This is a genomic window from Streptomyces sp. NPDC041940 (assembly GCF_055589465.1).
Map to the genome: position 1 here is coordinate 31,543 of NZ_JBVJBP010000012.1, position 13,193 is coordinate 44,735.

Annotated in this window: 14 protein-coding genes; 4 read left to right on the forward strand and 10 right to left on the reverse strand. The window is 72.9% G+C overall.

The features are described from left to right. Positions 1-48 precede the first annotated feature (48 nt). Complete coding sequence (locus ACZ6I3_RS21010; RefSeq protein WP_469416406.1) at positions 49-1,041, forward strand: VldE C-terminal domain-containing protein; 993 nt, start codon at positions 49-51, stop codon at positions 1,039-1,041. Between the two features lie 355 nt (positions 1,042-1,396). Beyond that, positions 1,397-1,843 (forward strand): ATP-binding protein, encoded by a 447-nt coding sequence (locus ACZ6I3_RS21015; RefSeq protein WP_469416407.1) that lies wholly within the window; start codon positions 1,397-1,399, stop codon positions 1,841-1,843. A gap of 71 nt (positions 1,844-1,914) precedes the next feature. Here ACZ6I3_RS21015 and ACZ6I3_RS21020 read toward each other — a convergent pair whose 3' ends face one another. Together ACZ6I3_RS21020 and fdxA are read right to left on the reverse strand one after the other, a co-directional pair. Continuing rightward, positions 1,915-3,006, reverse strand: coding sequence for a bifunctional succinyldiaminopimelate transaminase/glutamate-prephenate aminotransferase (locus ACZ6I3_RS21020; RefSeq protein WP_469416408.1), 1,092 nt, complete (start codon positions 3,004-3,006; stop codon positions 1,915-1,917). 110 nt (positions 3,007-3,116) lie between these two features. Further along, positions 3,117-3,434, reverse strand: a complete 318-nt coding sequence (gene fdxA, locus ACZ6I3_RS21025) for a ferredoxin (protein WP_010047804.1) — start codon at positions 3,432-3,434, stop codon at positions 3,117-3,119. 140 nt (positions 3,435-3,574) lie between these two features. Between fdxA and ACZ6I3_RS21030 the strand changes: the two genes are divergently transcribed. Together ACZ6I3_RS21030 and ACZ6I3_RS21035 are read left to right on the forward strand one after the other, a co-directional pair. Further along, the gene (locus ACZ6I3_RS21030) at positions 3,575-4,591 is read left to right on the forward strand and encodes a GNAT family N-acetyltransferase (protein WP_469416410.1); all 1,017 of its coding nucleotides are present in this window, start codon (positions 3,575-3,577) and stop codon (positions 4,589-4,591) included. Between the two features lie 30 nt (positions 4,592-4,621). After that, the gene (locus ACZ6I3_RS21035) at positions 4,622-5,473 is read left to right on the forward strand and encodes a transglutaminase family protein (RefSeq protein WP_469416411.1); all 852 of its coding nucleotides are present in this window, start codon (positions 4,622-4,624) and stop codon (positions 5,471-5,473) included. A gap of 7 nt (positions 5,474-5,480) precedes the next feature. Here ACZ6I3_RS21035 and ACZ6I3_RS21040 read toward each other — a convergent pair whose 3' ends face one another. The 8 genes from ACZ6I3_RS21040 to ACZ6I3_RS21075 form a co-directional block, all read right to left on the reverse strand. After that, on the reverse strand, positions 5,481-6,095 hold the full coding sequence (locus ACZ6I3_RS21040; RefSeq protein WP_469416412.1) for a response regulator: 615 nt from the start codon (positions 6,093-6,095) through the stop codon (positions 5,481-5,483). Beyond that, the gene (locus ACZ6I3_RS21045) at positions 6,092-7,261 is read right to left on the reverse strand and encodes a sensor histidine kinase (RefSeq protein WP_469416413.1); all 1,170 of its coding nucleotides are present in this window, start codon (positions 7,259-7,261) and stop codon (positions 6,092-6,094) included. The genes ACZ6I3_RS21040 and ACZ6I3_RS21045 overlap by 4 nt, the downstream gene beginning before the upstream one ends. Next, positions 7,258-7,998, reverse strand: a complete 741-nt coding sequence (locus ACZ6I3_RS21050) for an ABC transporter permease (RefSeq protein WP_469416414.1) — start codon at positions 7,996-7,998, stop codon at positions 7,258-7,260. Before ACZ6I3_RS21050 ends, ACZ6I3_RS21045 begins: the two co-directional genes overlap by 4 nt. Beyond that, positions 7,995-8,906 carry an ABC transporter ATP-binding protein gene (locus ACZ6I3_RS21055; protein WP_469416415.1) on the reverse strand — a complete coding sequence of 304 codons (912 nt, stop codon included), beginning with the start codon at positions 8,904-8,906 and terminating at the stop codon, positions 7,995-7,997. Before ACZ6I3_RS21055 ends, ACZ6I3_RS21050 begins: the two co-directional genes overlap by 4 nt. A gap of 143 nt (positions 8,907-9,049) precedes the next feature. Beyond that, a complete protein-coding gene (locus ACZ6I3_RS21060; protein WP_469416416.1) occupies positions 9,050-11,458 on the reverse strand; it encodes a hypothetical protein in 2,409 nt (802 codons plus the stop codon). A gap of 155 nt (positions 11,459-11,613) precedes the next feature. Then, positions 11,614-12,024 (reverse strand): DUF6113 family protein, encoded by a 411-nt coding sequence (locus tag ACZ6I3_RS21065; RefSeq protein ID WP_469416417.1) that lies wholly within the window; start codon positions 12,022-12,024, stop codon positions 11,614-11,616. Beyond that, positions 12,021-12,881 (reverse strand): N-acetyl-1-D-myo-inositol-2-amino-2-deoxy-alpha-D-glucopyranoside deacetylase, encoded by an 861-nt coding sequence (mshB, locus tag ACZ6I3_RS21070; protein WP_469416418.1) that lies wholly within the window; start codon positions 12,879-12,881, stop codon positions 12,021-12,023. The genes ACZ6I3_RS21065 and mshB overlap by 4 nt, the downstream gene beginning before the upstream one ends. A 62-nt stretch (positions 12,882-12,943) precedes the next feature. Then, a complete protein-coding gene (locus ACZ6I3_RS21075) occupies positions 12,944-13,138 on the reverse strand; it encodes a hypothetical protein (protein WP_019755516.1) in 195 nt (64 codons plus the stop codon). Between the last annotated feature and the right edge of the window lie 55 nt (positions 13,139-13,193).

The following is a 13,193-nucleotide window of genomic DNA, read 5'->3' on the forward strand; positions in this document are numbered from 1 at the left end:
TCCCCACCGGGCACATGGGCATCGATACTCTCCAGTACCTTGTACCGCGTGCCAGAGCCGTCCTCCCCCAAGCGTCGTGGCCGCCTCTTCCGATGCGGATCCGCTTTCGTGACCCTCCTCGCGGTCGCCGGTTACCTCGTCGTGCAGTACATCACCGGAGGCACGGGCGAACCGGGCTGCAAGGTCGTCTCGGGCAAGGGCGACGGGGCGTCGTACGCGTTCTCGCCCGAGCAGGCCGTGAACGCGGCGACGATCACCGCCGTCGGCACCGGGCGCGGACTGCCGGAGCGGGCCGTGACCATCGCGCTGGCGACCGCGCTGCAGGAGTCGAGCCTGCGCAACATCAACCACGGCGACCGGGACTCGCTCGGCCTGTTCCAGCAGCGGCCCTCGCAGGGCTGGGGCACACGCGAGGAGATCCTGGACCCGACGTACTCGGCCGGCGAGTTCTACGACCACCTGGTCAAGGTGCCCGGCTACACCCGGCTGCCCCTCACCGTCGCCGCGCAGCGCGTGCAGCGCAGCGGCTTCCCGCAGGCCTACGCCAAGCACGAGCCGGACGCCGCGCTGCTCGCCGCCGCTCTGACCGGCCAGTCCGCGGCCACGCTGACCTGTGAGGGCCGCCCGGGCGCGACCCGGGCGACGGGCCCGGACGGGGTGCGTACGGCGCTCGTGCGGGACTTCGGGCGCGATGTGCTGGAGCCGGCCGGTGCCCAGGTGGGCGGCTCCTCGGCGGCCACGCCGACGCCGTCCCCGAGCGGCGGTACGGGCGGGTCCGGCGGGCGGACGGTGACGCTGCCGGTGACCCCCGACACGAGTTCCGCGACGCGGCGGAACCCGGACCAGCGCGGCTGGCAGCTGGCGCACTGGGCCGTGGCCAACGCCTCCGAGCTGCACATCGCGCGCGTGACGTACGAGGGGCGTGAGTGGGTCGCCGGGAACACCGCCAGCGAGTGGCGCGCTCCGGCGGCGAAGGGCACGGCGGGCGCGGAGCGGGACGCCGACGACACCGCCGCCGTCCGTATTGTCACGATGCGCTAGATCGCGCCTGGATCGCGCAGGGGTGCGGGAATTCACCCCTGGGGATTACCCGCGCGGCTCGGCGGCGACGGTGCGCCCAGGATTTCGCACCCTTGCCCGGGAATCCGTGAAAACCCTTGGGCGTACAGGGATGGAAGGATTCGGCGGACTTTCCGGCATGGGTCTTTTTGCCCGTTTGTCCGCAGCCGATAATGCGACGCATTACCAACTCTTTACGTTGCGACGCCGCAACCTTCCCGGGCTTCGAGCGGTAGTCACTGCGTCCGAGCCGGGGCGGTCCACAGCCAGTCGATCAACTCCCGGAGCCGGTCGGACACTTCACGAACCTCACTGTTCTCTCCGTCGAAGGAGCACCATGTCCCTCCCCCTGACCCGTCGGATCGCCCGTGCCGCGCTCATTGTCGCTGCGGGAGCGGCTGCCGGGGTCGGTGCGGCCGGCTCCGCCAGTGCGGCCCCCGAGCTGCCGGCCAACCCGAACCTCGGCGGCCTGACCGCCCTGGACGGGGCGAACGTCGGCAACACCGTCGACGGCGCGGCGACGGGCGCCAGCAAGTCCGCCGGTGACACCGGCGGCAAGACCGTCAAGAAGGCGGTGCCGGCCGCGGGCAAGCTCGGTGGCAAGACGGTCAAGAAGGCCACGCCCGTCGCGCAGAAGGCGGCCGGCGAAGCGGCGGGCTCCGCCGGGCAGCTCGTCGGTGAGGCCGCCGGTTCGGCGCAGGGCGGTCTGCCGACGGACTCCCTGACGAAGGGCGGCGTGCCGTCCGCGAAGACGCTGCCGGCGAAGGGCCTGCCGATCGGCTGACGCCGGGCCCGGAACACGGCGAAGGGGTCCAGGGAATTCCCTGGACCCCTTCGCCGTGTTCCGTTTCGGGGCTACAGGCGCCGCACGGCCGCCGCGATCCGCTCGTCCGTCGCCGTCAGGGCCACGCGGACGAACTCGGCGCCGGCCGATCCGTAGAAGTCGCCCGGGGCCACGAGGATGCCTCGTTCCGCGAGGTGGGCGACGGTGTCCCAGCAGGACTCGCCCCGGGTGGCCCACAGGTAGAGGCTGGCCTCGCTGTGCTCGATGCGGAAGCCGTGGGACAGCAGGGCCTCGCGCAGGAGGGCGCGGCGGGACGCGTAGCGCTCGCGCTGGACGCGGACGTGCTCGTCGTCGCTCAGGGCCGCCACGACGGCCGCCTGCGTCGGCGCCGACGTCATCATGCCGCCGTGCTTGCGGATCTCCAGGAGGGGGCTCAGAACGGCCGGGTCGCCCGCCAGGAAGGCCGCGCGGTAGCCCGCGAGGTTCGAGCGCTTGGAGAGGGAGTGGACGGACACGATGCCGTCGTACGAGCCGCCGTTGACGTCGGGGTGCAGCACCGAGACCGGGTCGGCCTCCCAGCCCAGCTCCAGGTAGCACTCGTCGGAGAAGAGCAGGATGCCGTGCTCACGGGCCCACGCCACGATCCGGGTGAGGTCCGCCTTCGACAGGACCTTGCCCGTGGGGTTCGACGGGGAGTTCAGCCAGAGGAGCTTCAGACCCTCGGGGTCCAGCTGCGTCGGGTCGTCGTAGACCTCGTACTCGGCACGGGCCAGGCGGGCGCCCACCTCGTACGTCGGGTAGGCCAGGCGCGGGTAGGCCACCCGGTCACCGGGGCCGAGGCCCAGCTGCGTCGGGAGCCAGGCGACGAGTTCCTTGGAGCCCACGATCGGCAGAACGTGGCGGTGGGTGACACCGCGGGCGCCGAGGCGGCGCTCGACCCAGCCGGTGATCGCGTCGCGCAGCTCGGGCGTGCCCCAGACGGTCGGATAGCCCGGCGAGTCCGCCGCGTCGACCAGCGCCTTCTGGATCAGCTCGGGGACCGGGTCGACCGGGGTGCCGACGGACAGGTCCACGATGCCGTCCGGGTGGGCGGCGGCCGTGGCCTTGAACGGCGTCAGCTTGTCCCAGGGAAAGGCGGGGAGACGCTCGGAGACTGCGGACACGGTTTCTGGCTCACTTTCTGGTACGTACGAGCCGTCATCGGGCAAACGCCTCGGCCCCGTACGGCGATCAGGGCGTGATCGCCGTACGGGACCTCAGGGCCTCGTTTGGATCAGGCCTGCGGCGGCAGCGCGGCGATGAAGGGGTGGTCGCGCTCGATCAGCCCCAGCTTGCTGGCACCGCCGGGCGAGCCGAGCTCGTCGAAGAACTCGACGTTCGCCTTGTAGTAGTCCTTCCACTCCTCCGGGGTGTCGTCCTCGTAGAAGATCGCCTCGACCGGGCAGACCGGCTCACAGGCACCACAGTCGACGCATTCGTCCGGGTGGATGTACAAGGACCGGGAGCCCTCGTAGATGCAGTCGACCGGGCACTCCTCGATGCACGCCTTGTCCTTGACGTCGACACAAGGCTGCGCGATGACGTAGGTCACGCTGTCGTTCCTCCTCGATAGGGCGCTGGCGGGCCTCCTCAGGCTCCGCCGCCTGGCGCGCGGGAGCGCGGCGTCGTCGATGCCCGCCCCTAGTATCTCCGTTCTTGGGCATGATCCGAACAGGAGGGGTGTGCGGACCTGTGGAAATCTCTGCCGCCGGTCACCTGACGGTGGCCATCACCGCTGCTGACGTGGGCAAACGGGTCTCCGTACGGAGCTTGATCGAACACGCGGTTCCGGGTGAGAAGTTCACCGACACGGTCGGCGTTCTCACATCATGGGACAAGGGTGTGCTGCTGATCACACGCCGGAGCGGCGAGAGTGTCCGCATCGCGGAATCCTCGCTGGTCGCGGGCAAGGTGGTGCCCGCCGCTCGGGCGCGTCGCCGTGGTCCGGCCGCCTCGTACGAGGAACTGACCCGGGTCGCCGCGCGGGCCTGGCGGCCCGTGGAGAGCGAGCGGCTCGGGGACTGGGAGCTGCGGGCCGCGTCCGGGTTCACGCGGCGGGCCAATTCGGTGCTGCCGCTCGGCGAGCCGGGTATGCCGCTCGACGAGGCGCTCGGCGCCGTCCGGCGCTGGTACGGCGACCGGGGGCTGCCCGCCTACGTCCAGACCGCGACCGGCGCCGAGGGCACGCAGGAGCTGCTGTGTGCCGAGCTGGAGGCGCGGGGCTGGGTGCGGGAGGTGACCGCCGAGCTGTGGGTCGGGCCGCTGGCGCCGGTCGCCGACCGGGAGGAGCCGTCCGGGGTCGTGCTGTCCCGGGAGGCGGATGAGGCGTGGCTGGCGCGGTACCAGCGCAGGGGCGTGAGCGAGGTGGCGCTGCGCGTGCTCGGGAGCGGGCCCTCGGTGTGGTTCGCGACCGTGCCCGGTGCCACGGAGGGTGCCGCTCCGGCCGCCATCGGGCGGTGTGTCGTCGACGGGCGGTGGGCCGGGTTCGCCGCCGTCGAGGTCGATCCGGCGCTGCGGCGGCAGGGGCTGGGCACGGCCGTGATGGCGGCGCTGGCCCGGCGGGCCCTCGACGAGGGCGCGTCGGCCGCGTGGCTCCAGGTCGAGGCCGAGAACGCGGGAGCGCGGGAGCTGTACGCCGGGATGGGCTTCGCCGCGCACCATGCCTACCACCACTACCGGGCGCCGGAATCCGGCGGCACCGGCCGGTAACCGATCGTCGTGAGAGGGCACCAGCAAGCTATGCGTCCCCCCTATCCCCCGTCCCCGAAGCGTTCCGCCGAGCTGCGGCGGCGCTTCGCCGAAGAGGCCCGGTCCGAGCGGCCCGATCTGTCGACGCTGTGCCTGCTGGTGGGCGCGGAGGCGGACCGGGAGCTGGACGAGGCGGGCCTGGACGCCGCGCAGGTCGAGCTGGACCGGCTGGCCGGGCTGTTGCCGTACCGTCCCGGCGGGCCGCGGGCCTGGGCCCTCGCCCTGCGGGAGCTGCTCGGTGAGCGGATGGGTTTCGGCGGCAGCCCGGCCGACTACCAGCGGCTGGAGTCCTCGCTGCTGCACGAGGTGCTGGCGCGGCGCAGGGGGCTGCCGATTCTGCTGTCCGTGGTGTGGATGGAGGTGGCCCGGCGGGCCGGGGCGCCGGTGTACGGGGTGGCTCTGCCGGGGCATTTCGTGGTCGGGTTCGGGCCCGACGAGGGGCAGGTGCTCGCGGACCCGTTCGACGGGGGGCGGGTGCTGACGGGGGCGGACGCGGAGGTGCTGGTCGCCGGGGCGACGGGGACGGGGCTCGACCCGGCGATGCTGCGGCCCGCGGATCCACTGGACGTGGTGCTGCGGATCCTGAACAACGTGCGGGCGTGGGCGGCGGCTCGGCCGGAGCGGTCGGATGTCTCACTGTGGGCGGTCGAGTTGTCGCTGCTGTTGCCCTCGCATCCGGCTCGGCTGCGGTACGAGCGGGCGCAGCTGCTGGTCCAGCGGGGGGATTACGTGCCCGGGGCCATGGAGCTGGAGGCGTACGCGGAGGTTGTTTCCGCGGTGGATGAGGGGGCTGCGGAGCGGGTGCGGGGGGAGGCGTTCGCGGCTCGGGCGATGCTCAACTGACCAAGAGCTAGAGCCAGCCCTTTTCCCGTGCCACCCGGACCGCCTCCGCCCGGTTTCTCACCGCCAGTTTCTGGATCGCCGTGGAGAGGTAGTTGCGGACCGTGCCCTGGGAGAGGTGCAGGGTTGTTGCCAGTTCCGCGTTGGTGGAGCCGTCGGAGGCTGCTCGGAGGACTTCTCGCTCGCGGTCCGTCAACGGGTTGGCGCCGTCCGCCAGGGCCGCTGCCGCGAGGGTGGGGTCGATGACGCGTTCGCCGGTGAGGACCTTGCGGATCGCCTCGGCGAGCTGGGCGGCGGGGGCGTCCTTGACCAGGAAGGCGTCGGCGCCGGACTCCATGGCGCTGCGGAGGTAGCCGGGGCGGCCGAAGGTGGTGAGGATGACCAGCTTCACGGCCGGAAGCTCCTCGTGGAGGCGGGCCGCGGCCTCTATGCCCGTCGCGCCGGGCATCTCGATGTCCAGGAGGGCCACGTCGACGGCGTGTGCGCGGGCCGCTTCCAGGACCTCGTCGCCGCGGGCCACCTGGGCGACGACCTCGATGTCCGCCTCCAGGCCGAGCAGGGCGGCCAGGGCCTCGCGGACCATCGACTGGTCCTCGGCGAGGAGGACCTTGATCGTGCGGCTCATGCCGGGGATCCTACGTCCGCCGGATCGGCCGTCGGCACGCGGGCGACCAGGCGGAAGCCATGCTTGAGCGGGCCCGCCTCCAGGGTGCCGCCCGCCTTGGCCAGGCGTTCGGTGAGGCCCGTGAGGCCATTGCCGTGGCCGCCGCCCGGGCCGCCGGAGCCGTTGTCCTCGACGGTGAGTTCGAGCACCGGGCCGTCGAGGGTCTGGCGGCGCAGCAGCTCGACCGTGCAGCGGCCGGCGCCGCTGTGCCGTACGACGTTGGTGACGGCCTCGCGCAGGGCCCAGGCGAGGGCGGACTCGCTCTCCTCGGGGACACCGGCGAGGCCGGGCGGCTCGGCGGGCAGGTCGGCGGTGACGCCGGCCGTGGTCAGGGCGACCCGGGCACCGGCGAGTTCGGCGCCGAGGCGGGGGCGTCGGTAGCCGGTGACGGCCTCGCGTACGTCCACGAGGGCCTGGCGGCTGACCTGCTCGATGTCGGCGACCTGCTGGGCCGCCTGATCCGGCTTCCCGGGCAGCATGCGGCCGGCCAGCTCGCTCTTGAGGGTGATCAGGGAGAGGGAGTGGCCGAGCAGGTCGTGCAGGTCCCTGGCCAGGCGCAGGCGTTCCTCGTTGGCGGCGAGCTGGGCGACGGTGGCGCGGGCCTCGCGCAGGGCGACGGCCGTCCGGACGAGTTCGCGTACGCCGGTCATGGCGAAGCCGCCGAGCAGGGCCGGGATGAGGAGGCCGGCCAGGTAGGACAGGCCGTCGTGCGTCGCGAGCCCGACCGCGGTCAGCAGGGCGCACGCGGCCGGGATCGTCCAGCGGGCCATGCGCAGGGGCAGGGCCGCCCCGGACGCGATCGAGACGTACACGAACAGCACCAGCCACTCGCGGCCCAGGGTGAGGGCGAGGAGCGTGGACTGGGCCGCGAGGACCCCGAGCGAACCGAGCACCAGGGCATTGCGCTCGCCGCGGCCGGTGCGGAAGACCAGCAGCATGTACCAGGTGACGAACGCGGCCAGGCCGAGCCAGCCGAGGATCCGCACGCCCGTGCTGTGGCCGCCGTGCAGCAGGTCGGCGACGGGTGCGCTCAGGTAGACCAGCCAGATGCCGGTCCACAGCGACTTCACCGCCCGCTGCCGGCGGTTCACCGGGCGCTGCCCGATACCGAACCCGACGCCGCTCACGCCTTCAGGGTGTCCTTCCGGTACAGCCAGGCCGCGCCGCCCGCGAACAGGACGAACGACACCACGAGGACGGCGAGGTCCTGGACGTGCGGGGCGCGGCTCTGCTCGATGGCCTGCCCCAGGGCAGCGTACGCGTGCGTGGGAAGCCACTTCGCGATGTCCTGGAGCCAGTCCGGGAAGGTCGTCGTCGGCATCCACAGGCCGCCGAGCATGGACAGGCCGAAGTAGGTGAGCATCGTGATCGGGCGGACCGCGTCGCCGCTGGCGAGGTAGCCGAGGGCGACCCCCAGCGCGGCGAAGACGAGGCTGCCGGCCCAGATCGCGCCGGTGAGGGCGAGCCACTGCCAGGCGTCCAGCCGTACGTGCTTCACGGCCGCGGCGACGGCGAAGACGATGACGATGGACGGCAGGCTGACCACGGCGGCGCTCGCGGTCTTGGCGAGGACGTAGCCGCGGCCCGGCAGGGTGGTCAGCCGCAGTTGCCGCACCCAGCCGCCCTCGCGCTCCTTGGCGATGCGCTCGCTGTTGCCCATGAGGACGGCCGTGAGAGCGCCGAAGGAGGCCATGGAGACCATCATGTAGGTCGGCAGGGTGAGGCCGGTGCCGGGGAGTTTCGTGGTGCTGTCGGAGTTGCCCGCGATGATCAGGAACAGCACCGACGGGTAGATCACGGAGAAGAACAGGAACTTGCGGTTGCGCAGGGCGCGGGTGAGTTCCAGTTTGATCAGGCTGTTCACTTCGACCTCGCCTCCTCGGCGGCGGTGATCGCGACGAAGGCCTGCTCCAGGCCGAGCCCGGCGACTTCGAGGTTGCGGGGGTGGACGCCGAGGCCGTACAGGGCGTGGACGGTCGCGTCGGCGTCGGCGGACTGGATGCGGACGGTCCGGCCGGAGACGTCGATCGAGGTCAGGAAGGGAAGGGCGCGGAGGGCGCCTTCGTCGATGGCGCCCTCCAGGTCGAAGGCGATCCGCCGGGCGCCCGCCTTGGCCTTGATCTCGGCGGCCGTGCCGTCGGCGAGGAGCCGGCCGCGGTGCAGCACCAGGACCCGGTCGGCGACGGCGTCGGCCTCTTCGAGGTAGTGGGTGGCGAAGAGGACGGTGCGGCCCTGGCCGGCCTGTTCGCGCATGGTGGCCCAGAAGGCCTGGCGGGTGGTGACGTCCATGCCGGTGGTGGGCTCGTCCAGGACGATGAGGTCGCTGTCGCCCGCGGTGGCGAGGGCGAAGCGGACGCGCTGGGCCTGGCCGCCGGAGAGCTTGTCGACCTTGCGGTCGGCGAGCTGCGCGATGCCCGCGCGGGACAGGACCTCGGCGGGCCGGTACGGCTTCGGGTGCAGGTCGCAGGCGAGCCGCACCAGTTCGGCGACCGTGACCTCGTCCATCAGCCCGCCGCTCTGCAGCATGGCGCCCACACGCCCGGCGACGATGGCCTCCCGGGGACCGGTCCCGAAGAGGCTGACGGTGCCGCTGTCGGGCTTCTTGAGACCGAGGAGCAGATCGAGGGTGGTGGACTTGCCGGCACCGTTGGGGCCGAGCAGCGCCACGGTCTCCCCCGGACGCAGGGTCAGGGTCAGTCCGTCCACGGCCCGGACGGTGTCGAATGCCTTGCTCACCTGGTCGAACGCGACCACCGAGGCTGTCGTTGTCATACGGCCATGGTGGCTTCGGGGGTGTGGGCGGGGGCAGTGTCGGGCGTCCGGAGTGGCGGATGACAGATGTCATGCCGGTGGGGTGACGACGAGAGCCCCTGCCTTCACCGGGCAGGGGCTCTCGTACGGCGGGTGGCCGGAGGTCAGTTCGGCTTGGTCTCGATGACTCCGACGCGCTCCGCCGGTGTCCCGCCTCGCAGGGCCTTGCGCAGCGCCGCGACGACATCCTGCGGGATGACGTCCCGCTTGCCGCTCGCGCCCTCGATCTGCACGCCCTCGAAGGTCGTGCCGTACGCCTCTTGGAGCGCCTTGAGGTTGTAGGTGTCCACGAGCTTGCCGTCGACCGCCTTGAAGCCGAGGATCTTCGGCAGGGACACGGGACCGAAGTCGATGCTGTGGGCCGCGTCGGTGCGAACGGTGACGAGGTCGGACATCGCGGGCTGCGCGAACTCCTTCAGCATCCGGTCGACCTCGGCGTTCGACACCGTCGGCTTCCGCGAGGTGGTCGGGAGCGTCACCGCGCCCGCCGTACCGGTCTCCACCTGGGAGCGGTACGCCTCCTCGACCGCGGCCGTCGACTTGGCGAGGTCGACGCCCTGGCCCGCCTTGCCGTACACGGCGACGGCCTTGCCGCCCTGGAACTTGATGGTGCCGTCGGACGACGAGCCGGAGCCGCCCGCGGCGGTCTCCAGGGACGCGTGCAGCTTCTCCTCGTCGATCGGCATGACGGGGGTGACGACACGGTGGTTGCCGAACAGCGAGCCGATCACGGAGACCGGGTTGTAGTCGCTGCCCGCCGCCGCGTCCGCCGTCGCGTCCATGTCGAACTGGAGGCCCGAGTTGTCCGGGTCCAGGGACACGGCCTTGCCGCCCACCGACAGCTTCAGCGGCTTGCCCGCATTGTCGTCGAAGGCCTCGTCGAGCTTCTTGACCGCGCCGTCGCGAGTGGTGCCGCCGATGTCGACACCGAGGACGCTGGTGCCCTTCGGGACGTCGGTGCGGTTCATCAGCAGACCGGCGCCGTAGAGGCCACCGACGGCGACGACCACGCCGACCGCGAGCAGCACGAGCTTGTTGCGCCCCTTCTTCTTCGGCGCCTTCGAGGAGCTCGCCGGGGGCGGGGAGACCGGCTCGGGCAGCTTCGGGGCCCCGGGCGGCACCGGGCCGTCGCCGGGCGCGCCGGGGCCGAACGGGGAGGCCGCGCCGGACGGTACGACCGGGATGCCGCTGGTGACGGTGTGCCCGGAGACGTTGTCGTGGCGGGGGCCGTAGCCCTGGCCGTCCGGTTCGGGGGCGGGCTTCTGCGGGGTGAGGATGGCGGTGTCGTCGCTCATGCCGCCGCCGGGGCCGCTGGCACCAGCGGGGCCGCCGGGGTTGGCCGTACCCGGGCCGCCGGGGCCGCCAGGGCCTCCGAGGCCACTCTTGCCGGCGGGGCCACCGGGTGCGCCCGGGCGGCCGGGGCCACCGGGCCCGCCTATGGCTCCGGGGCCGGTCGGTGCACCGGGGCCTCCCGGTCGGCCGGGGTCGTTGAAGGCGCTGGGAGCGCCGGGGCCGCCGGGCGTGCCGGGGCGACCGGGCTCGTCGAAGGCGCCGGGGCCACCAGGCCCACCGGGCCTGCCGGGGCGGCCCGGGGCACCCCGTCCGCCCCGTCCGGCGAAAGCGCCGGGGCCGTTCGGCTCGGTGAAGCCGCCCGGTGCGCCGGGCCCACCGGCCGGCGGCGCCATCGGGCCGTCTCCGGTGACCGGACCGCCGGTCGGGCCGCCCTGGCCCACACGGTCGTTCTCCGAGAAGAAGGGAAGATCGTCGCGGCGCACATCGCCACCACCACCGCCACTGCCCGGCGCGGGACGCGAGCCGTTGCCCAGCGGGCCCGCCGCCAGTGCCTCGGTGACGTCGAAGGAGCCGGTGCCGCCGCCGTGCCCGGGCGCGACGGGTCCACCGGTCGCGCCGCCGGGGAGCCCGGCACCGTTCGTACCGCCGGACCGGGAACCACCCGGTGCGCCCATGGAACCGACCACGCCTCCGGGCCGCCCGGCACCGGGCCGGGCCCCGCCGGACGCACCGGCACCGGGCGCGCCCGCGCCGGAACCGCCCGGCAGACCGGCCCCGTTGGTGGAGCCGCTGCCCTGACCGCCCGGACCCGTACCGGACTTGCGGGGCGCGAACCAGTCGCTGGTCGGCTTGTCGTCGGCGGACTGCGCGGGCTCGGCGTCAGGCTCGACCGTGCCGGTGCCCCTGGAGGTGACGGCACCCGGTGCGGACGTCTCGTTGCCGGTGCCCGCGCCGGTCCCGGTGTCGCCCGAGCCCTCCGTGTCCCCGACGGGCTTGCGCACCACGACGGGCGGAATGGGCCGTGACCCGGGGATGTTGATCCGGATCCGGGTCGTCAGCGTGGTCTCGGTCTTGCGTTCCTCCGGCCGCGCGGCCGAACGGCCCGCGTCCGTACCGTCGTCGGAGACCTTCGGGGTCCCGTACGGCGGCGTACCCGACGGGTAGGCGGATCCACCGCGCCCGTTGGGCCCGGAGGACGGAGTGTCAGTTTCACGACTCAAGGCAGGTTCTCCCGGTTGGCTCCGCCGCCCGACACTTCCTCACGCGGGCAGCTCGGCGGCGCGCACCACCATACTGGCCACTTCTGGCCCGTATCCCACGACCGCCGGGAATCCCACACCGGACCCCCACGGGCACGTCCTGGCGAAGTGGTACGTCACTTGGCAAGTCGGACGGGGCCGCCGTCCGGTTGCCGCCCCGGGGCGAGGGTGGCGCAGATCACAGCCACACCGATGCCCCCGAGCAGGTAGAGATAGGAGCCGCTCCCCGCGGCGAAGAGGAAGTCGCCCTCGGGGCGGCTGGCCGTGAGCAGGATGACGGCCAGCATCCAGCCGGCGGCGGCCGCGACGCCTCCGACCCGGCCGCGGGTGACGCGTGCCGCGCCCAGGACGGCTCCGGCCTCCCCGGCGAGGGCGAGCAGCAGTCCGCCCGGGAACCACGCGGGCTGCACCAGCGCCCCGGCCACGCCGACCACGGCGCCGAGCAGGAAGAACCCCAGGCAGGCGGTGACCCGTGCGGCGGACGGCGGCCGCACGGGCTGGGCCAGCATCGGACTCCGGTCGCTCATGAGGCCTCCTCGACGCCGGCGAACAGGTCCGTCTCCCGCTCTCCGGGGCCCCGCTCGCCCCGCACCAGCTCGTAGTACTCGGTCGTCAGGATCGGCTGGGCGAGTTCGTTGGACAGCACGAAGTACGGCTCGGCCACGGTGATCTGGGTGGCGTGGGCGCGCATCGCGGCGGCCTTGGCGGCGGCGTGTGCGGTGCCGTCGATCACCGCCGTGATCTGCTCCTCGGCGACCACACCGGGTACGTCGTCGACCGCGGCCGCCTTGGTGAAGGGGAGGCCGGGCAGGTCGTCACGGAGCCGGGCGAAGGACTCCTCCACAACGGGCCGGGGGACCCGGTTCCAGTAGACCTTCGGAACCGGCCGGCCGGCCTCGGCGGAGAGTTCGGCCGCGCGCATGGCGACGCGGTGGGCCTGGATGTGGTCGGGATGGCCGTAGCCGCCGTGGTCGTCGTAGGTGACGAGGACCTGGGGGCGTACCTCGCGGATCACCTCGGCGAGGTGTGCGGCGGCCTCGTCGACGTCGGCCTGCCAGAAGCAGCCGGGGTCGTCGTTGTCGGGCAGGCCCATCATCCCGGAGTCGCTGTAGCGTCCGGCGCCGCCGAGCAGGCGGACGTCCTGGACGCCGAGCTCGGCCATGGCGGCGGTGAGCTCGCTCCGGCGGTGCCGGCCCAGGGCGGGGCCGCTCAGGTGCGCGAGCTCGGGCGGGATGACCTCGCCGCGTTCGCCGAGGGTGCAGGTGACCAGGGTGACGTGGGCACCCTCGGCCGCGTACCTGGCCATGGTGGCGCCGTTGTTGATCGACTCGTCGTCCGGGTGCGCGTGCACCAGCAGCAGACGCCGGTCGGGCAGTTCCGTCATGGAACCCACCCTACGAGGTCCCACGACCCCGGCTCACGAGGCCGTACGCGGGACCCGGCCGGTCAGAACTTGATGCTGCCGATCATGCCCGCGATGTTCGTCGTCAGCTCGCTGATCGTGGGAGCGACGGTCGACGAGGCGAGGTAGAAGCCGAGCAGCATGCACACCACCGCATGCCCGGCTTTCAGTCCCGACTTCTTGATGAGCAAGAAGACGATGATCGCCAGCAGCACCACCGCCGAAATCGAGAGTGCCACGGCGGCTCACCTCCAAAGATCCACAAGGGCGCGGGGGGTCGGACTGTGGGGGCAG